17 protein-coding genes are annotated in these 19,558 nt (G+C 71.5%); 10 read left to right on the top strand and 7 right to left on the bottom strand.

What is annotated here, in order from left to right:
• Window positions 1-44: 44 nt before the first annotated feature.
• From katG to ACFPIJ_RS24850, 4 genes are all read right to left on the bottom strand, one after another.
• Complete coding sequence (gene katG / locus ACFPIJ_RS24835) at window positions 45-2,267, bottom strand: catalase/peroxidase HPI (protein WP_380117683.1); 2,223 nt, start codon at window positions 2,265-2,267, stop codon at window positions 45-47.
• Between the two features lie 16 nt (window positions 2,268-2,283).
• Window positions 2,284-2,712 (bottom strand): Fur family transcriptional regulator, encoded by a 429-nt coding sequence (locus tag ACFPIJ_RS24840; RefSeq protein WP_380117685.1) that lies wholly within the window; start codon window positions 2,710-2,712, stop codon window positions 2,284-2,286.
• Between the two features lie 174 nt (window positions 2,713-2,886).
• Entirely contained in the window at window positions 2,887-4,215 is a 1,329-nt protein-coding gene (locus tag ACFPIJ_RS24845) for an MFS transporter (protein ID WP_380117687.1), read from the bottom strand.
• Window positions 4,212-4,727 carry a cupin domain-containing protein gene (locus tag ACFPIJ_RS24850; RefSeq protein ID WP_380117689.1) on the bottom strand — a complete coding sequence of 172 codons (516 nt, stop codon included), beginning with the start codon at window positions 4,725-4,727 and terminating at the stop codon, window positions 4,212-4,214. The genes ACFPIJ_RS24845 and ACFPIJ_RS24850 overlap by 4 nt, the downstream gene beginning before the upstream one ends.
• Before the next feature lie 92 nt (window positions 4,728-4,819).
• Here ACFPIJ_RS24850 and ACFPIJ_RS24855 point away from each other — a divergent pair, with 92 nt between their 5' ends.
• The 7 genes from ACFPIJ_RS24855 (at window position 4,820) to ACFPIJ_RS24885 (ending at window position 9,577) form a co-directional block, all read left to right on the top strand.
• A complete protein-coding gene (locus tag ACFPIJ_RS24855; protein ID WP_380117691.1) occupies window positions 4,820-5,725 on the top strand; it encodes a LysR family transcriptional regulator in 906 nt (301 codons plus the stop codon).
• Window positions 5,726-5,894: 169 nt separating this feature from the next.
• Window positions 5,895-6,641 (top strand): alpha/beta fold hydrolase, encoded by a 747-nt coding sequence (locus ACFPIJ_RS24860; RefSeq protein ID WP_380117693.1) that lies wholly within the window; start codon window positions 5,895-5,897, stop codon window positions 6,639-6,641.
• Window positions 6,642-6,643: 2 nt separating this feature from the next.
• Complete coding sequence (locus ACFPIJ_RS24865; RefSeq protein ID WP_380117695.1) at window positions 6,644-7,492, top strand: alpha/beta fold hydrolase; 849 nt, start codon at window positions 6,644-6,646, stop codon at window positions 7,490-7,492.
• Entirely contained in the window at window positions 7,489-7,686 is a 198-nt protein-coding gene (locus tag ACFPIJ_RS24870; RefSeq protein ID WP_380117697.1) for a hypothetical protein, read from the top strand. The genes ACFPIJ_RS24865 and ACFPIJ_RS24870 overlap by 4 nt, the downstream gene beginning before the upstream one ends.
• Window positions 7,683-8,480: an alpha/beta hydrolase gene (locus tag ACFPIJ_RS24875; RefSeq protein WP_380117699.1), complete on the top strand. Its 798-nt coding sequence runs from the start codon at window positions 7,683-7,685 to the stop codon at window positions 8,478-8,480. Before ACFPIJ_RS24870 ends, ACFPIJ_RS24875 begins: the two co-directional genes overlap by 4 nt.
• Before the next feature lie 52 nt (window positions 8,481-8,532).
• Entirely contained in the window at window positions 8,533-8,709 is a 177-nt protein-coding gene (locus ACFPIJ_RS24880; protein WP_380117701.1) for an alpha/beta fold hydrolase, read from the top strand.
• Window positions 8,710-8,788: 79 nt separating this feature from the next.
• The gene (locus ACFPIJ_RS24885; RefSeq protein WP_380117703.1) at window positions 8,789-9,577 is read left to right on the top strand and encodes an oxidoreductase; all 789 of its coding nucleotides are present in this window, start codon (window positions 8,789-8,791) and stop codon (window positions 9,575-9,577) included.
• Window positions 9,578-9,588: 11 nt separating this feature from the next.
• Here the strand turns inward: ACFPIJ_RS24885 and ACFPIJ_RS24890 are convergent, their stop codons facing one another.
• Window positions 9,589-12,396: an AfsR/SARP family transcriptional regulator gene (locus ACFPIJ_RS24890; protein ID WP_380117705.1), complete on the bottom strand. Its 2,808-nt coding sequence runs from the start codon at window positions 12,394-12,396 to the stop codon at window positions 9,589-9,591.
• 324 nt (window positions 12,397-12,720) lie between these two features.
• Entirely contained in the window at window positions 12,721-13,161 is a 441-nt protein-coding gene (locus ACFPIJ_RS24895; protein ID WP_380117709.1) for a MarR family winged helix-turn-helix transcriptional regulator, read from the bottom strand.
• 35 nt (window positions 13,162-13,196) lie between these two features.
• Here ACFPIJ_RS24895 and ACFPIJ_RS24900 point away from each other — a divergent pair, with 35 nt between their 5' ends.
• Window positions 13,197-13,412, top strand: a complete 216-nt coding sequence (locus ACFPIJ_RS24900) for a MarR family winged helix-turn-helix transcriptional regulator (protein ID WP_380117711.1) — start codon at window positions 13,197-13,199, stop codon at window positions 13,410-13,412.
• Window positions 13,413-13,496: 84 nt separating this feature from the next.
• On the opposite strand, the gene ACFPIJ_RS24905 is transcribed toward ACFPIJ_RS24900, so the two are convergent.
• Complete coding sequence (locus tag ACFPIJ_RS24905) at window positions 13,497-14,420, bottom strand: mycothiol acetyltransferase (RefSeq protein WP_380117713.1); 924 nt, start codon at window positions 14,418-14,420, stop codon at window positions 13,497-13,499.
• Window positions 14,421-14,666: 246 nt separating this feature from the next.
• Between ACFPIJ_RS24905 and ACFPIJ_RS24910 the strand changes: the two genes are divergently transcribed.
• Together ACFPIJ_RS24910 and ACFPIJ_RS24915 are read left to right on the top strand one after the other, a co-directional pair.
• A complete protein-coding gene (locus ACFPIJ_RS24910) occupies window positions 14,667-16,679 on the top strand; it encodes a hypothetical protein (RefSeq protein WP_380117715.1) in 2,013 nt (670 codons plus the stop codon).
• 194 nt (window positions 16,680-16,873) lie between these two features.
• The gene (locus ACFPIJ_RS24915) at window positions 16,874-19,321 is read left to right on the top strand and encodes a choice-of-anchor D domain-containing protein (protein ID WP_380117717.1); all 2,448 of its coding nucleotides are present in this window, start codon (window positions 16,874-16,876) and stop codon (window positions 19,319-19,321) included.
• Window positions 19,322-19,558 lie beyond the last annotated feature (237 nt).

Consider the following 19,558-nt stretch of genomic DNA (forward strand, 5'->3'; position numbering starts at 1 on the left):
CCGACCACAGCGGATCGACCGGCCTTCGGGCATATCAGAGCAGATCAGGACAGGTCGAACCGGTCGTTGTCCATGACCTTCGTCCAGGCCGCGACGAAGTCCGCGACGAACTTGTCCCGGGCGTCGCTGCTGGCGTAGACCTCCGCGAGGGCCCGCAGCTGCGAGTTCGAGCCGAAGATGAGGTCGACCGCGGTCGCGGTGAACAGCACCTTGTCGCTGGCCAGGTCGCGGATCTCGTACACGTGCTCCTCGGACTCCGACGCCTTCCACCGCGTGCCGGGGGACAGCAGGTTGGCGAAGAAGTCGTTGGTGAGCACGCCCGGCCGATCGGTGAGCACGCCGTGCTGGGCGCCGCCGACGTTGGCCCCGAGGGAGCGCAGGCCGCCGATGAGGACGGTCGCCTCGGGCGCGGTCAGGTCGAGCATGTAGGCGCGGTCGATGAGCAGCACCTCCGGCTGGGTCTTCTCGCCGGGACGCAGGTAGTTGCGGAACCCGTCGGCGCGCGGCTCGAGGACCCGGAACGACTCGACGTCGGTCTGCTCCTGCGTGGCGTCGGTGCGGCCCGGGTGGAACGGCACCGTCACCTCGACGCCGGCGTCGCGCGCCGCCTTCTCCACGGCGGCCGAACCGGCCAGCACGATCAGGTCGGCGAGCGAGATCTTCGCGCCGCCGGCCGCGTTGAACTCCGCCTGGATGCCCTCCAGCGCGGTCAGGACGGTCGCCAGCTGCTCGGGCTGGTTGACCTCCCAGCTGCGCTGGGGCTCGAGCCGGATCCGGGCGCCGTTGGCGCCGCCGCGCTTGTCGGTGGACCGGAAGCTCGCGGCGGAGGCCCAGGCGGTGGAGACCAGCTGGGCGACGGTGAGCCCGGACTCCAGCACCTTCGCCTTCAGGGCGGCGACGTCGGCGTCACCCACCAGGCCGTGGTCGACGGCCGGCACCGGGTCCTGCCACAGCTGCGGCTCGGCGACCCAGGGCCCGAGGAAGCGGTCGACCGGACCCATGTCGCGGTGCAGCAGCTTGTACCAGGCCTTGGCGAACGCGAGCGCGAACTCGTCGGGGTTCGCCAGGAACCGGCGCGAGATCTGCTCGTACACCGGGTCGACGCGCAGCGACAGGTCGGTCGTGAGCATCGTCGGCTTGTGCTTCTTCGCCGGGTCGTGCGCGTCCGGGATGATCGCCTCGGCGTCCTTGGCCACCCACTGCTTGGCGCCGGCGGGGCTGGTGGTCAGCTCCCACTCATAGCCGAAGAGGATCTCGAAGAACCGGTTGCTCCACTGCGTGGGCTTGTCGGTCCAGGTCACCTCGAGGCCGCTGGTGATGGCGTCGGCGCCCTTGCCGCTGCCGTGCGTGCTGAGCCAGCCGAGGCCCTGCGACTCCAGCGAGGCGCCCTCGGGCTCCGGGCCGACGTGCTGGTCGGCGTCGCCGGCGCCGTGCGCCTTGCCGAAGGTGTGGCCGCCGGCGATGAGGGCGACGGTCTCCTCGTCGTTCATGGCCATCCGGGCGAACGTCTCCCGGATGAAGTACGCCGCGGACAGCGGGTCGGCGTTGCCGCGGGGGCCCTGCGGGTTGACGTAGATGAGGCCCATCTCGGCCGCGCCGACGTCGCTGGCCATCTCGGCCTCACCGGTGTAGCGCTCGTCGCCGAGCCAGGTGTCCTCCGGACCCCAGAAGATCTCCTCGGGCTCCCAGACGTCCTCGCGGCCGAAGCCGAAGCCGAACGTCTTGAAACCCATCGACTCCAGCGCGACGTTGCCGGCCAGGACGAGCAGGTCGGCCCACGAGACCTTCTGGCCGTACTTCTGCTTCACCGGCCAGAGCAGCCGGCGGGCCTTGTCCAGGTTGGCGTTGTCGGGCCAGCTGTTGAGCGGGGCGAACCGCTGCCCGCCGTCGCCGGCGCCGCCGCGGCCGTCGTGGATGCGGTAGGTGCCCGCGGCGTGCCAGCTCAGCCGGATCATCAGGCCGCCGTAGTGGCCGAAGTCGGCCGGCCACCAGTCCTGCGACGTGGTGAGGACCTCGGTGATGTCGCGCTTGAGCGCCTCGACGTCGAGTTTCTCGAACTCCTTGGCGTAGCTGAAGTCCGCGCCCAGCGGGTTGCCCTTGGGCGAGTGGGCGTGCAGCACCGACAGGTCGAGCTGGTTGGGCCACCAGTCCCGGTTGGTGCGGGGGCGGCCGCCGGTCTTCGGCTTCGGCGAGTCGATCACCGGGTTCTCGCTCTCGCTGCCGTGCGCGACGGGGCAGCCGGCTGCGTTGTCCTGAGAGTCGCTCATCTGCTTCCTTTCAAACCTAGCGACGTGATGCTTTCGCGGCACAATCGGGGCAAGCGCCCCAGTACACAACTTCCGCCTCATCGATCACGAAGTCGTGGTCGTCCGAGGCGATCAGACAGGGAGCATGGCCAGGGGTGCAGTCGACGTCGGCGATGGCGCCGCAGGAGCGGCACACGACATGGTGGTGGTTGTCCCCGACCCGGGCCTCGTAGCGGGCGGTCGCCCCGGCGGGTTCGATCCGGCGCACCAGACCCGCGACGGTCAGTGCTCTCAGTACGTCGTACACCGCCTGGTGGGAGACCGTGGGATGTTCGGCCCGAACCAGCGAGATCACCGTGTCCGTGTCGACGTGCGAGTGGTCCGACAGGGCGGCGAGCACCGCCAGCCGGGGCCGCGTCACACGCAACGAGGCCGCCCGTAACCGCGCCTCGAGGTCGGACGTCACCCGATCAACACTAGGCCACTTGTCTGGAACAGTTCAAGTTTTCGGCCGGCCCGTTTGCAAAACTCACCCTCCCTGGTGGTGCCGGACGACAAGGGGCGCCACCTGCCGTTTCGGCTGGTGACGCCCCTGTTGGCGGGTCGGCGTGGGTGGCGCGCCGGTTCGAGCGGCGCGGGCTCAGCCAGCCGAGCGCGGCAACCGCGTCGCGGCCAGGACGGCCGCGACAAGCGGAAAGGCGGCTATGGCCAGCAGCGGCCGGGCGAGTCCGGACGCGGCCGTCAACGCACCCGCCAGCGCCGACCCGGCAGCCCCTCCGACGAAGAAGAACAGATTCAGCAGCCCCAGGCCCGAACCCCGGACCGGCAGCGGCAGCCGGGCCGCCATGATGCCGGTGAGCACGACCTGGGCGACGGCGAACGTGGCCAGCGCCAGTGATGCGGCGATCACCGCCGCCCACGCCGCACCGCCCGCCGCCGCAGACAGACCGGCGGCCGAGGTGACCGCGATTGCGACCAGCACGCGGCGGCGGGCCCGCTCGGCGAGAATGCCCGCGGCGCGGGACAGCGCGGCGCCCACGGCCGCACCCGGCAACAGCGCGGCACCGATCGTGAACGCGCCCCAGCCGTGCACGCGGGCCAGGATCTGCGGCACCGAGTACATGGTGGCGAAGAGGCCGCCGACGACACCGACGCCGACCACCACCGTGGTCCAGAACGTGCCGTCGGCCACCACCGACCTGGGCAGGAAGCCGTGCGGATGACGGATCGCCCACCACACCAGCACGGCCGTGGCGACGGCCAGCGCGGCGGCGAGGGTGATCACCGCCGGGAGCCGCAGGTGCAGTGCCCGCGCCTGGACGAGCAGCACCAGCGCGCCGACCGCGATCGTCAGCACCGCCGCCCCGGGCCCGTCCAGCGGCGAACGGGACGCGGCCCGGCGCTCCGGCACCCGGCAGAACGGCACCGCCGCCACCGACAGCACGGGCAGCACCAGCGTGAGCCGCCAGCTCAACCAGGCGGTGACCAGACCGCCGACCAGTGTGGCCACCGCCGCGAACGTCGCGAGCACCATCCCGTAGCCGGCCAGCACCCGCGGCCGCTGCGCCGGTTGCACGCCGGCCAGCAAGGTGACCGCGCTCGCGAGCATCGCACCGGACCCGGCGGCCAGGAGCAGCCGCCCGCCGACCAGCGCTGCCAGGCCGGGTGCGAGCAGGCACACGACGGTCCCCGCGCACACCGCGACGGTTCCGGCGAGCAACGCGGTCCGGACCCCGCGAGCGTCCGCGATCCGCCCGGCCACGGCGGTCCCCACCCCGAGGCCGAACGCGTGCGCGGTCAGCACCCAGACGACGGTCCCGAGCGATGTGTGCAGCGCCGCCGCGACGTGGGGCAGCGCGACACCGGCGGAGGTGACACCGAACACGGTCGGGCCGGCCAACATGCCGAGCCGCAACGCGACGGAGACCACGCCGGTGCCGGCGGGCTCGTCACTGGTGCCGGGGCTCATGAACCCTCCGGCGCCCGGGCGGCCGTCCAGGCGTCGTCCGGCAGGAAGTGCACGTCGTAGCGCTCCTGCTCGGGCAGCAGGGCGTCGAAGGTCGCCAGGCCCCGATGGATCTGTCCCAGCGCACGGAAGTAGCCGAAGCGGTCGACGCCCGGCGCCAGCACGACGAACAGGTCCGCCCCGGACCCCGCGGCGGCCCCGAACGCGTGTGGCAACCCGGGCGGGACGACGACGAGGCCGCCCGCGGCGACCTGCACCAACGCGTCGTCCAGGAGAAACTCAGCCACACCGGCCAGCACGAAGAAGAGCTCGGCCGAGAGCCGGTGTTGGTGCGGGCGGGCGCCGTCCGCGCCCTCGCCCAGGATCAAGCGGTTCGCGCTGAAGGCGCCCCCGGTGTGGCTGCCGTCGGCGAACAGCTGGAAGCCGCCGCCGGGCAGCGCGACGTGTTCGGCCGTCGCTGCCGGTACTACCAGCGCGGCCTGCGGATATGGCAGGTCAACTCGTTGCTCGGACACAGCTCCCATTCGACTGCCCGGGAATCGCCCGAACCAGAAGCGGCTACCGTCGACAGTGATCACCGAACGCGATCAATCGAAGCGAGGACCTGTTGGAACTCCGGCAGCTGCGGTACTTCGTGACGGTGGCCGAGGAAGGCGGCTTCGGCCGGGCAGCGGAGCGGCTCCACATCGTGCAGTCGGCGGTCAGCCAGCAGGTTCAGCGACTGGAGCGCGAATTCGGCGTGCGGCTGTTCGACCGGTCCACCCGCCACGTCAGCCTGACCAGCGCCGGGGAGCGGCTGCTGCCCGAGGCGCACGCGGTGCTCCTGGCCGCCGACCGGGCCCGGCAGGTCGCCGCCGGCATCGCGGCAGGACACGACGGCACGCTGCGGCTGGGCACCGTCCACGGACCCGGCGACCGGATCTACCGGCTGCTCGACGAACTGGTCGGCCTCGCCCCGCAGCTGCAGATCCAGCTCCGCCGGCTCACCCCCGCCGAGCGCCTGTCCGCCGTCCGCTCGGGCGAACTGGACGCCGCACTGATTCGCGGCGTCGCCGCGGCACCGGAGCTGGAACTGCTGCCGATGTGGACCGACCCGCTCTACGTCGCGGTCTCCGCCGATCACCGGCTCCCCCCGGAACCGGTGGTCAACCTGCGGGACTTCGCCGACCTGCCACTACGGCTGGCGCCGCGTGAGGACAACCCCGCCTTCCACGACCTGATCACGGCCGCGTTGCGCGAAGCCGGGGTCCGGCCGCCCCCGGGTCCGCCGTTCACCGATCTCCAGGAGACCCTGACCGCGATCGCCGCCGGACCACCCACCTGGACGGTCTTCTACGACGTCAGTGGACTCCCGCCGAGCCCACGCGTGGCGATCCGGCGCCTGGCCGAGCCCACGATCACCACGGCACTCGCCGTGCCGCCCGGGGTCCCCGGCCCGGTGCTGCACCATCTTCTCAACGCGCTTTCCCGCACCCTGCCCGACGGAGCAGACGCCTCGACGCCGGTCGAATGAAGCTGCAGCGGTAGCTCCTGGGCCGACTGGAGACGGCCCTGACCACCTGCTGACCCCGCACCCGCATCGCACCCACAGACGCTGCCCACGGCGTCGTCACTCTTTTGTCACTGATCTCGCATCGGTGTCGATCTACGGTCGGCGACATCGATCCGGAGGTGGGGAAGTGATGACTGAGTTTGAGAGTGCCGAGGACGACCTGACGGTGGTCCTGGTGCACGGCGCGTTCGCGGACGCGTCGAGTTGGTCGGCTGTCGTCGCACAGTTGCTCGCGGCGGGCCTGGACGTGCGGGCGGTGGCGAACCCGTTGCGTGGGCTGGCCGCGGACGCCCGCTATGTGGCCGACCTGGCTGCCGACATGCCGGGCCGGGTGCTGCTGGTAGGACACAGCTACGGCGGCGCGGTGATCACCAACGCCGCCGGTCAGCTCGCCAATGTGGCCGGCCTGGTGTTTGTCACCGCGTTCGCCCCGGACGCAGGCGAAAGTCTGACCGCGATCGTCGAGCGGTTCCCGGACACGCTCATGGGGCCGGCGCTGCGGCAGACCGAACTGCGGGACGGGCACGGTGACAAGGTGGTCGAGCTGAGCATCGATCGGGCCCAGTTCCCGGCGGTCTTCGCCGCCGACGTGCCCGCGACGATCGCGGCGGTCATGGCGGCCAGCCAGCGGCCGATCGCGTTGGCCGGGTTCGTCGAGGCGTCCGGGGAGCCGGCGTGGCAGGTGCTGCCGTCCTGGTACCTCGTGGCCGCCGACGATCAGGCCATCCACGTGGATGCGCAGCGCTCCATGGCGCAGCGCGCCGGATCGCACATCGCCGAGACGGCCGGTTCCCATGCCGTGATGGTGTCCCAGCCCACCGCTGTCGCGGACGTGATCCTCACGGCCGCGCGCACGCTGCGTCGAAAGGAATCCTGACCATGAGCTCTGCCCGTACTTCGCGCCGGACCGTCCTGACCGGCCTGGCCACCGTGTCGGCCGCCGCGGGTCTCGGCATCGTCACGTCGGCCACGCCCGCGCAGGCCGCATCCGAAACCTCTGCCCGACCCTCCCGCGGCACCCGGCCGACCGTCGTGTTGGTCCACGGCGCGTTCGCCGACGCGTCCGGCTGGAACGGTGCGGTGCAGCGCCTGCAGGACGACGGCTACCCGGTCGTCGCGGTGGCCAACCCGTTGCGTGCCCTGGCCGGCGACGCCGCGTACGTGGCGGCCGTGCTCGCCTCGATCACCGGCCCGGTCATCCTGGTCGGGCACTCCTACGGCGGCGCGGTGATCACCAACGCCGCGACCGGGAACCCGAACGTCAAGGCGTTGGTGTACATCGCCGCGTTCGCTCCCGACGAGGGCGAGAGCGCCTTCGCGCTCAGTGCCGGGGGAACCCTGCAGGACGTGGTTGCCAGCATCCCGGTGCCGATCCCGGGCGGCGGCACCGACGTGGAACTCTCGATCCGGCCGGAGGAGTTCCGCAAGGCGTTCATCAGCGAGGTCGGCCCGGCCACGGCGCTGGCGCTGGCGGCGACGCAGCGCCCGGTCACGCTGACCGCGCTGGGCTCCCCGTCCGGTCCGCCGGCGTGGCGGAGCATCCCGTCGTGGTACGCGGTGTTCGGCGCGGATCAGGCGATCCCGCCGGCGTCGCAGCGGGCGATGGCCAGGCGGGCCGGTGCACACACCGTCGAGGTGGCCCGCGGTTCACACGCCTACTTCGTCACGCACCCGGACGTGGTCGTCGACCTGGTCCGGGCCGCCACCCGCGCGACGGCCGGCTCATGACCGGTTCGCCGTTCCCGGCTCCCGGCGCAGGGCAACCGTTCTGGTTCCTCGGCCGTGCCAACGGCACGCCCGTCGCCCACATGGACGACGCGCCGGCGTCGTTCGACATCGGCGCGATCATCGCGTCCGCCGAGGCGTTCAGCCTGCGGGTCGTCGGCCCGCCACCCGCAACAGACCTGAGGAGCTCAGCATGAGGACACCGACACCGGTCATCTTCATCCACGGACTGTGGCTGCACGCCGCTTCCTGGACGCCGTGGATCGACCTGTTCCGCGAAGCGGGCTACGACCCGGCCGCGCCGGGCTGGCCCGGCGACGCGGACACGGTCGAGGAGACCCGCGCCAACCCGGACGGCATCGCCGACCACGGCATCGACGACGTCGTCGAGCACTACGCGAGCATCATCGACCGGCTCGACACCAAGCCGATCCTGATCGGGCACTCCTTCGGCGGCATGATCGCCCAGAAGCTGCTCGGCCAGGACCGGGCGGCCGCCGCGGTCGCAATCGACGCCGCCCAGATCAAGGGCGTGCTGCCGGTGCCACTGTCAGCGTTGCGCGCCACGCTTCCGGTGTTCAAGAACCCCGGCAACCTGCACCGGGCCGTCTCGCTGACCGCCGAGCAGTTCCGGTTCGCGTTCGGCAACGCCATCGCCGAGGCCGAGTCGCAGGAACTGTTCGAGCGGTGGACGATCCCGGCACCGGGCAAGCCGCTCTTCGAGGCGGCCTCGGCCAACTTCAACCCGCACTCACCGGCCAAGGTGGACACCGCCAACGAGTCCCGGGGGCCGCTGCTGCTGATCATGGGCGGCAAGGACCACACCGTGCCGGAAGCCGTCACCCGTTCCACCCTCAAGCAGTACCGGCACTCCAGCGCGGTCACCGAAATTCTCGAGTTCCCGGACCGGGCACACTCGCTGACCATCGACAGCGGCTGGCGCGACGTCGCCGACGCCAGCCTGGCCTGGCTCAAGGGGCAGGCGCTGTGAAGGCCCGCAGACTGCAGCCGCGCCATCCCGGGTTGCCGCTCATCCGGACGAGGTGACGAAGCCGGTCCTGGCAATCGGCGCCAGCAACAGTCTCCGCGAGTCCGTGGAGGTCCAGGTCAACGGCTACGCGAACAACGTCACCGGCGCCGTGATCGCGAATTCCGGCCACTGGATCTACGAAGAACACCCGGCCGAGCTCACCCAGCGCCTGCTCACCTTCCTGGCCTGAGCACCTGAGCACCACCGGCCGACCCCGGCGTATGTCGATACCGGCGCCGGGGTCGGCCGGCCCACGAGAGGATTTCGGAATGGATCTGCACCTGACCGGGAAGACCGCGGTCGTCACCGGCGCCAGCAAAGGCATCGGACTGGCCGTCACACAGGCCTTGGCCGGCGAGGGCGTCAACGTCGTGGCGGGCGCCCGCCACGTCACCGCCGAACTCGCCCACCTCGCCGCGGACGGCCGCGTGCATCCGGTGGAGGTGGACCTGGCCACGCCGGACGGGCCGGCCGCGCTGGTCCAGGCAGCGGCGTCCGTGTTCGGTGGCCTGGACATCCTGGTGAACAACGTCGGCGCGGTCCGGCCGCGCACCGGCGGGTTCCTGTCCGTCACCGACGACGACTGGATCTCGGCCCTGACGATCAACTTCCTCGCCGCGGTCCGCACCACCCGCGCGGCCCTGCCGCTCCTGCTCGACCGGGGCACCGGCACGATCGTGACCGTCGCCTCGGTGAACTCGTGGCTGCCCGACCCGCTGGTCATCGACTACAGCGCCGCCAAGGCGGCCCTGCTGAGCTTCTCCAAGGCCCTGTCCAAGGAGGTCGGCCCGCGCGGCGTCCGGGTCAACACGGTCAGCCCGGGCCCGGTCAGCACACCGCTGTGGCTCGGCGACGGTGGCGTCGCGGCAACCGTGGCCCGTGCCACCGGCCTCGAACCGGGCGCGGTGGCGCAACAGGCCGCCGCCGACTCGGTGACCGGCCGGTTCACCCGGCCCGAGGAGGTCGCCGACCTCGTCCTGCTGCTGGCCAGCGACCGGGCCGGAAACGTGACCGGCGCCGACGTCGTCATCGACGGTGGCCTGATCACCAGCCTGTGATCACACCACCGTCACGACGGTGATCCGGCTACGGCGAGCTTGGCTCGGACACCGTCGACGCCGGGGTGGCCGAGTTCGCCGAGGATGACCTCCGCGGCCTGCCAGTGCTCCCTGGCGGCGGTGCCGCCGGCGGCGGCATGCCACGCGTCGCCGAGGTGGGTCAGCGTCTCGGCCTCGCCGTGCCGGTCACCGACCTCCCGGCACAGGTGCAACGCCCGCGTGAAGAAGCCGATGGCGGTCTGGTGGTCGTCGAGGCCGTGGTGGGCGGAGCCGATGCTGTCCAGGGCGGCCGCTTGACCGTGCCGGTCACCCAGCAGCTCGAAGATGGCCAGAGCCAACGTGCAGTTCTGCAGTGATGTGAAGTAGTCGCCGAGGTACGCATACCCGACCCCGGCCTCGTTGAGCGCCTTCGCGTATCCGTTGTCGTTGCCGTCGGCCCGGTAGAGCTCGCCGGCAAGCTCGCAATGGCGCACCATGTCCGCGTACTGGCCGCCCGGCAGGTAGGTGCGGGCGAGGCCGCGGTGCACGTGGCCCTGCTCGGTCCGGCTGTCCGTGCCCTCGAAGCCGGCGAGCGACAGCGTGAACTGCACCCGGGCCTCATCAAGATCTAGCACCTGGCACAGCGCATGTCCGAGGTCCCGGTGCGCACGGGCCTGTGCTGCCCGATCTGTGCGGCGTTCGGTCGCGGTCAGGGCATGGCGGCGGACGGCGACCCAGTCGTGCCAATGACCCTGGCGATGCAGGAACGTGACGAGACTCCAGGCGAGGTACTGGGCCTCGACGTCCCACCCGTCACGGACGGTCCGCGCGATCAGCGCGATCAGCACCGCCCGTTCGGTGGTGAACCAGGCGAGCGCGGCGCCGTGATCCTCGAACGGTTCGTCGATGACGTCGTCGACGGCCGGCCGCGGGTCGAACTGCGGAGCCCCACGCTGCGGCCGGAGCAGGCGATCCGCGCGGAACGCCGCACGGAGGTAGTACTCGACGATCCGGCGTTCCGCTCTGCTCGATACGTCGACCGTCTCGGCCAGCTCCGCGGCATAGGCCCCCAGCAGTTCATGGAACCCGTACCGTCCGGGCGAAGGCTGCATGAGCATGTGCGCGGCGGTCAGTTCGGCCAGCAGCGGCCGCACCTGCCGGACCGGCACACCGAGCAGACTCGCAGCCGCGGCAACCCCGACATCCGGGCCCGGATGCCCACCCAGCAACCGGAACAGCTGCGCGGCGGCAGGGCTGAGCGTCCGGTACGACCAGGAGAACGTCGCCCGCACATTGATACCCGCGTCGGCGCTGAACGCCTCGAGGCTGCCGTGGGCCTCCCGTAGCTCCTTCGTGGTGGCGGCGAGCGGGAACGTCGGGTTCGTGGCGGCGCGGGCCGCCACGATGGCCAGCGCCAGCGGCAGCCCGGCGCACAGGGTGATGATCTGCTCGACCGCTGCCGGCTCCGCTGCGACCCGTTCGGCACCGAGCCGGCGGCCGAGGAAGTCACGGGCCTGTTCGGCGGACCACACGTCCAACGTCATCACCTGGGCGCCTTCGGCCGCGACCAGACCCGGCATGGTGTTCCGGCTGGTGACGATCGCCAGGCAGCCACCGGCACCCGGCAACAGCGGCCGCACCTGCTCGACGTCGCGGGCGTTGTCCAGCAGGACCAGCATCCGGCGTCCGGTCAGCAGGCTCCGGTACAGCGCCGCCTGGGCGTCCAGCCCGGTCGGCACACTCTGCGGCGCAACACCGAGCGCGTCCAGGAATCCGCGCAACGCCTGCTCGGGGCGCATCACGTCCGCCTCGGGCGAAAAGCCGCGCAGGTTCACGTACAGCTGTCCATCAGCGAACTGGTCGGCGACCTGATGCGCCCAATGCACGGCGAGGGTGGTCTTCCCCACCCCTGCCATGCCACCGATCGCGCTGATCACCACCGTCGCTGCCGCCGCGGCGCCGGCGTGCAGCCCCAACGCCCGGGCCAGTTCAGCCCGCCGGCCGACGAACGTGGCCGGGGCCACCGGCAACTGGGCCGGACGAGGCCGTTGCACCGGCTCCGCCGGGCCGGCAGCGGCACCGGACCGGGCCGTGTCGCGCCGCAGGACCGTCGCGTGCGCCGCGGCCAGCTCGGCGCCGGGATCGATCCCGAGCTCATCGGCCAGCCGCTCGCGGACCCGCTGGAACACGGCGAGGGCTTCGGCCTGCTGACCGGCCGCGGCCAGGGCGAGCACCAGCCCGGCCTGCAGCGGCTCGTCGAGCGGGGCACGCACCGCCGCCTCCTGCAGTGCCGGCAGCAGGCGCTGCACCTGCCCGGCACGCACCCCGGCGTCGGCCGCGTCCCGCGCCGTGGCCAGAAACTCGCGCTCCACGGCTGCGAAGACCGGATGCGCACGGGCGTCGGCGTCGATCCCTGCCGCACACCCGCCATGCCACAGCTCCAGCGCTTCGGCAAACAACGCGGCAGCACGCCCCGCATCGGCCCCGGCCGCCTGGCGGGCCTGGCGGCTCAACACCCGGAACCGCAGCACGTCAAGGGCATCAGGGTCGGCGTCCAGCCGGTACCCGCCCGCCGAACGCACCAGCCACCGGCCCGCCGATCGCACCGGCAGATCCGGCTCCAGCAGCCGCCGCAGCACACCGACATGGCGGTGCACCACATTCACCGCAGTGTTCGGCGGATCCGCACCCCACAGCACATCCACGATCTCACCGAGGCTGACCGGCTCCCCAGCCCGCACCAGGAGCAACGCCAGCAACGCCCGCTGCTGCGGCCCACCCAGATCAACCTCCCCGGTGCCACGCCACGCCCGCACCGGCCCCAGCACCGCGAATCGCACCTCACCCCCCGGCGACAACCTCACCACCTCGCACCGCTACCGGGCCGATGATGCGGGGAGTCAGCATCCTCGTATCGGCGGCGGGATCGCCACGGCCCCAAGCGCCCACCGCCGGTGCGTCCCGGTGACTTCGACAGCCTCGAAACGGCAATACGATCATGCTCACACGGTCGAGCATTCAGCCACCACCTCCCGATGTCCATCAGGCGCTCGGGCCTTCCCAGGTCCGGAACCGACCGAGGTGGGGCGCGGCCCGCGTTCGGGGTGGCGAACAGCCACCGGTATGCCCAGGCGCGGCCGGAACAGGCCGCGATCGATCCGGGTTCAGTGGCCGGCCAGCACCGCGTTGGCCCGGTCCAGGACGATGCCCAGGACGCGGCCCGCAGTGGCCAGATCCTCGGCCGGCAGATCGCCCCACAGCCCCTGGGTGATCGGGCCGATCGCGGTGCGGACCTGCGTCCAGCGCGCCTGACCTTCGTCGGTGACCTGGACGCGGCCGTCGCCGCCGTCGCGCAGGAAGCCCGCGGCGGTCAGCTCGGTGATGCGTTCGGCCACCGCCGCCGGGCTGAACTGGGTGGCACCGCTCACCCGGCGGACGAGCTCGGCCCGGTCGATGGCCCCGCCACTGACCACGGTCAGCGTGAGGGTCACCCACTGGGGTTCGGTGATGCCGGTCCCGGCGAGTTGCCGGTTCAGGATCGCGTTGAGCGCCTTCTCGGTCTGGCCGATGAGCGCAGTACCGAAGGCCTGGGTCGTGGTCGTCACGATGATCTCCAATTCCGTCCGTAGAACGAACGTTTATGCGGACACCGGATCCCATCGACCGCCGCCGCAACGTCATCACGATCACCGCCCAGGGCCGCCGGCATCTGCGCCGCCTCGACAAGGTCCTGGACGATCTCCACGAAGAGTTGCTCGCCCCGCTGCTGCCCGCCGAACGCGACCAGTTCGTGCAACTCCTCACCCGCCTGCTGGACCACCACACGCGTCAGGCGCCCCAGCCGCCGGTCCGCTGACCCGGCATCACGCGACGATCGTCGAGCGCCCGGCGCGCGCAGGCCCGGCGCGTGCCACGCGTGAGCGGGTCTCCCGCCGGGGAGCTACAGCGGACGGCTGAACATCTTGCGGTTGGCGAAGTTGTGGTAGCCGGCGCGCTGGAAGGCCTTGAACATGCCGATGTTGCCGGCGTCGCAGTCCCCGCGGATCTCCGTCGCCCCGGCGGCGACAAGGACCTTCGTCCCGCGGGCCACGACGCCGGTGGCGTAGCCGTGACCGCGTCCGGCCATGGCGACGGCGACCAGGCCGATGACCGCGGAGCTCGGCGTCCGGGCGGGCAGGCTGACCGCGACCGGCCGGTCCTGCTGGTCGTAGCCGATCTCGAACCAGTCCGGCTCGTGCTGCAGCTCCAGCATGTCGGCGAGGTTGCGCTCGGCAGCGCCGCGCAGGCCGTGTTCGGCGATCTCGGCGAGGAAGATCGCATCCTTGGTGTCGGTGAAGGTATCGGCGAGCAGGTCGACGAACGGCTCCTCGCCCAGCTCGGCGAGCGACCGCCAGTGCAGCCGGTCATCCTGGGCGGGAAGTGGATCGCCGGTCGTCCAGAGGAACCGGCATCCGTCGCGGGTGACGGCGAAGCCGTGCGCCGTGAGCAGGTGTTCGCGTCGCTGCGGGTCACGCTGGAACTGAGGGGCCTGGCTCGGCGTGTCCAGCACGTGCCCCTGCGTCTGCGCACCGAGCGAGCGGGCCAGCTCGGCGGCGTGCGCCAGCAGGGCGGCGGCGGTCTGGTCGTCGCCCGGCTCCAGCAGCACGATGTCCATGGGCACCGAGCGGCCGGAGATCGTCCACAGCACGACGTTGCCGACGAGCTCGTTGTCCCGCTCGGCCACCAGGCACCAGGCCGGTTGGGTGCAGCCGTTGTCGAGCAGCCCGGACAGGTAGGCCGCGGTCGCGCTGTTGCGTTCGTCGTCGTTCGGGTGCGCCGTCAGGGCGGGCAGTTCTTCGGGCCGGGCGGGGCGGATCGTCAGCACAGTCAGTGTTCCTTCGTTGGTGATGGTCGGCAGCCGGACACCGGCCAGCCAACCATCGCCCCACCACCGCGGCGGAAGCAACGCGAAAGATCGAGCCGCCGCATTAGCCACCGGTTATCGTTCGACGTCATGCGCTCAGAAGCGGCTGAGCGCGGACCCGCGGGCGGGCCTCGACGGGCACCGGCGCCGACGCAGATCCGCTACAGTGACGTTCCTTTTCCGCTCCTCCTGCCCGATGGGGATGACATGCGCATCGCGCGCATATGGGGTGTCATCGGCGGCGTGGCCGCTGTGCTGGCCGCCCTCCTTCCGGGCGCGGCGCAGGCCGCCGCCCCGACCACTCCGTACAGCGTCATGGCGGTCCAGGTGCCGACCCGGCCCACCGTGGTCGCCGACGCTGCCAACAGCACGTTCCAGTTCACCTACAGGCAGCCCGACGAAGGCGTCGGCAACCGTGAGGCAGTCGTCTGGGCCGCCAGCGTGAGCAACGAGTACGGCGGTTCCACCTTCTACGCCGCGAAGATCTACTCGGCGGCCGGTCAGCGGCTGTCGGCGGGCACGACGTATGCGAGCGGGGCCGGCCTCAACGCCTGGACCGCGATCGTCACCAACGAGGCACAGGGCTGCCGAGTGGACACCGGCACCTTCACCGTGCATGACCTGACCCGTGACGCGCAGGATGCCATCACCTCGATCGCGGTGAGCGTGCACTACCCGAGCTGCGGCCTGCGCGCCGAGCTGCGGTACCGCTCGCCCACCGGGTACACCGCCTGGGACGTCACGCGCAAGGTCGACCTCGGCAAGATCGACGTGCACGCCACGACGCCCGTGACCGGGAGCGTCACGGTGACCGCCAGCGGCACCGAGCCGACCACGATCGGGTCGATCGGGTTGGGCGACGACGCGTCCAGCGTCCTCAGCGTCACCGGCGGCACCTGCGCGGTCGGCGTCACGCTCGCATACGGGCAGACCTGCACCGTGCAGCTGGCCGCGAAGGCGGTGCCGACCGTCACCACGTACACCTTCGGCCTGCACGTCGGCGACACGACCGGTCGCTCCCGGGAGATCCCGGTCAGCGTCACGGGCACCGTGACATCGGCGGGCAACTTCTACCCGGTCGGCCCGGTCCGCATCGTCGACACCCGCTCGGCGCTCGGCGGGTACTCCACGCTCGGCCCCGACAGCCACCTGTACCTGGCGCCGAACGTGCACGCGTCGGCCCTGGTCCTCAACGTCACGGTCGTGAACGCCACGGCCGACAGCTTCCTGACGCTCTACCCCGCGGGCAACGCGGCCCCGCCCACGGCGTCGAGCATCAACTTCCCGAAGGCTGCCGTGCTGGCCAACTCGGTCACCGTCGCCACGGGCACCGGCGGGGGCGTCGCCGTCTACAACCGGGCCGGCCGCGTCGACGTGATCGTCGACCTGGTCGGCTACTACGCCGATGCCAGCGGATCCGACAACTCGAACACCACCGGCGGCCAGTTCTTCCCGCACACGCCCACCCGCGTGCTCGACACCCGCAACGGCCTCGGCCAGGTGCCGGGCAACAGCGAGGTGGTGCTCCCGGTGGGCTACGGGGTGCAGGCGAACCCGCACGTCCGCGCGCTCGCCGTCAACGTGACCGCGGTCAACGCGCGGGCGGGCGGCTTCCTCACCGTCAACGGCGCGTCCGATGACGCGTTGCACCAGGGGACGTCGCTGCTCAACTTCACCGCCGGCGCCGTGGTGCCGAACATGGCGGTCGTCCCGACCATCATGTCCGCCGGTCTGCCGACGATCAGCATCGCGAACCGGTCGTCGGCCGCCGTCGACATCGTGGTCGACGTGGTCGGCTACTACGACGACGGTCTCGCGGCGGGCGGGCTGCACTTCCGGCCGGCGCTGCCGACCAGGCTCATCGACACCCGCCAGAGCGGGGCGGTCGGCCCGAACAGCTCCGTCACGGTCACCGGCCCCGCCGCGCACGCCCTGGCGCTCAACGTCACCGGCGTGCAGCCGACGACGGGCACGTACCTGACCGTGTGGCCGGCCGGCGTGGCCCGCCCGACGTCCAGCACGCTCAACCTCAACCCCGGCGAGATCCGCTCCAACGCGGCGATCACCGGGCTCGGCGCCGGCAACCGGTGCAGCGTGTACAACGCCGGCGGCTCGACGCACGTGGTGGTGGACCTGGCGGGGACCTTCGATCCGCTGCCGGGGACGGTGTTCCCGGCCGTGACCACGCCGGCGGCCGGCACCCCCCGCATCGTTCCGTGATCCGTGCGGTGCCCTTCCCGCTCAGCAGAGGAAGGGCACCGCACGCTTCGGCACGCGCCGGGTGACGGGCGTGACGCTGCGCCCGTCAGGGGCCGTCCAAGTGCCTTGCCCTCGATGGAGTGAATCATTATCTTCACTGGCGGGCCGGGCCGTTGCCCGGCATTTCAGCGCGCTCAACATCCAACGGGGAACAGATGCGCTCAATTCGTGCCTTACTGATCTGCGCTATCGCACTGCTGCTTTCGCCCGCCGTGTCGCCCGGCGCCGCGCACGCGGCGGCCACGGCACCCACGGCCCCCTACACGGCCTTCACGGTGCACTTCGAGGGCCGGGGCTACATCGACGGAAGCTTCTCCTACGAGGCGTCCCGCAACACGCTCGAGGTGTACCAGCAGAACCCGAACGGCTACGCGCTGGTGATGAGCGGCTCCACCAGCGGTTACCGCCACTGGCACAACCTGAACGTTTCGCCGCCGACCGGGACCCGGTTCGTCGCCGGGCAGTCGTACCCGACCCGACCCCTCTTCAGCCCCGTGCCGTCGACGACGGTGCTCAACATCGGCGGCGACGGGCAGGGCTGCGAGGACTACGGAGTGCCCGGCACGCTGAACGTCGCCCAGGCGGACTACGACGACGCGACGGGCAAGTTCACCGCCTTCGCGGCGAGCTACTCGATGCCCTGCGGGGGCGCGGTCGCCAAGGGCGAAATCCGCTTCCAGTCCGGCATCGGCTACAAGGCCACCGACAGCTGGGAGTACCAGGTGCAACTGGGCCAGCAGCCGGCGGGCCAGGTGGGCACGCCGAAGGACATCACCGTCGAGGTGAACGGCACGCAGCCGACCACCTTCGGCGCGGCCGCGCTGTCCGGGGCGAACCCGGGCGCGTTCCAGATCTCGGACAACACCTGCTCCGGCAAGACCCTCTCCTACGGTGAGACCTGCAAGCTGAGCATCACGCCGAAGGCGACGGCGCTCGGCGAGCAGACCGCGCAGGTGTCCCTGGCCGAGAACTCGACCGCGGGCGGTCTCAAGTGGTTGGCGTCGCTGACCGGCTTCGACCCGCGCGACACCACGGCCTCCTGGCCGTACTTCGACTTCGGCTCGGTCCCGATGTACGACACGTCGGCGCCGAAGACGGTGACGCTGACCGGATCGGGCACGCTGCCGATCACCTTCGGCAAGGCGTCGATCACCGGCCCGAACGCGGGCATCTTCAAGGTCACGGACGACGGCTGCTCGTTCAAGACGCTGGCCAAGGACCAGACCTGTTCGATCACCGCGGTCACCCGGCCGACCACGAACGGGTCCGCCGGGGCGATGCTCTCCCTGCCCGACGACAGCTTCGCCGGCGCGACCCAGCTCAGCCTGGGCGTCAACGGGTTCAACAACGACCGCGGCACCTACACCGCGGTGTCGCCCTACCGCGTCATGGACACCCGCTCGGGCGTGGGCGCGCCGCGGGGCGCGGTCGGCCCCGGCGGCGTGGTGAGCCTGCAACTCTCCATGCCCTCGGACGCCGCGGCGGTCGTGCTCAACGTGACCGTCACCGAGGCCGCCGGCGGCGGGTTCGTCACGGTCTACCCGACGGGCGTGGCCCGCCCGACCACGTCCTCGCTCAACTACGTCAAGGGCTGGACCGGCGCCAACTCGGTCACCGTGCAGGTCGGTGCCGGCGGCAAGGTGGACTTCTACAACGCCGGCGGTCCGACACAGCTCATCGCCGACGTGTACGGCTACTACTCGAAGGGCCACGAGGCGTACTCGGGCGGCTGCTCGGGCTGCGGGCAGTACCACCCCCTCACCCAGCCGGTCCGCCTGACCGACACCCGGGACTGGGGCAAGGGCCGGGTCCCGGCGGGCTACTTCATCAACAGCGTCGCCTCCTGGAACACCGCCATCGACCCGCACGTCCGCGCGTTCGCGGTCAACGTCACGGCCACCGACACGACCGGCGGCGGCTTCCTGACCGCCTGGAACGGGTACCGGGAGAGCCTGCCCGACACGTCGACCCTGAACTTCACGCCCAGGGCCACGGTGCCGAACTTCGCCGTGGTGCCGACGACCCCCTGCAACGGCTGTGGCACCGCCACCGGGCTGCCGTCGATCGGGGTGTACACCAGCACCAACGCGCACATCATCGTCGACATCGTCGGGTACTACGACGACGGTTCGCTGCCCGAGGGGCTGCGGTTCGAGTCGACGGTGCCGACCCGCATCGCGGACACCCGCAGCGGGCAGGGCTGGCCGTCGCGGCTCGGGCCGGGGGTCACGGCTTCGATCCCGGCGCCGGCCACGGTCGTGAACGCCGACACGCGGGCGCTGGCGACCAACGTGACCGCCGTGCTCCCGACGTCGGCCACCTACCTGACGGTCTGGCCGAGCGGCGCCGCGCGGCCGAACACCTCCAACCTCAACCCCACGGCCGGCTCGGTCGTGCCGAACGCGGTCCAGACCATGATCGGCACGGGCGGCAAGTTCAACGTCTTCAACGCGGGCGGCTACTGCGACGTGGTCGTCGACGTGGTGGGCACCTTCTACCGGTACCCGCCGTCGGCGCCGTCCGGCTGGAGCACCTCCACGGCGAACCCCGCCCTGGTGGTCCCGGCGGCCCAGTCACCGGCAGAGGCCAAACCGCTGCGATAGTGGTCCGGTGAGGCTGGAACCGTTGCTGGTCAACGGTTCCAGCCTTACTTGCTGTTCCGGTGGTGTCATCGCCGTAATGCTTCGGCCGGGAAGATGCGCGCCGCGCGCAGTGCCGGGTAGACACCGGCGAGCAGTCCGACCGCGATGCCGAAACCAGGTCGCGATGATCGGGCTCCATTGCTGGACCGCGTTCACGCACACCACCACCACCACCACGACGCCGGTCGCCGCACCGGC

The organism is Dactylosporangium cerinum (genome assembly GCF_042653625.1).
Taxonomy (GTDB): domain Bacteria; phylum Actinomycetota; class Actinomycetes; order Mycobacteriales; family Micromonosporaceae; genus Dactylosporangium; species Dactylosporangium cerinum.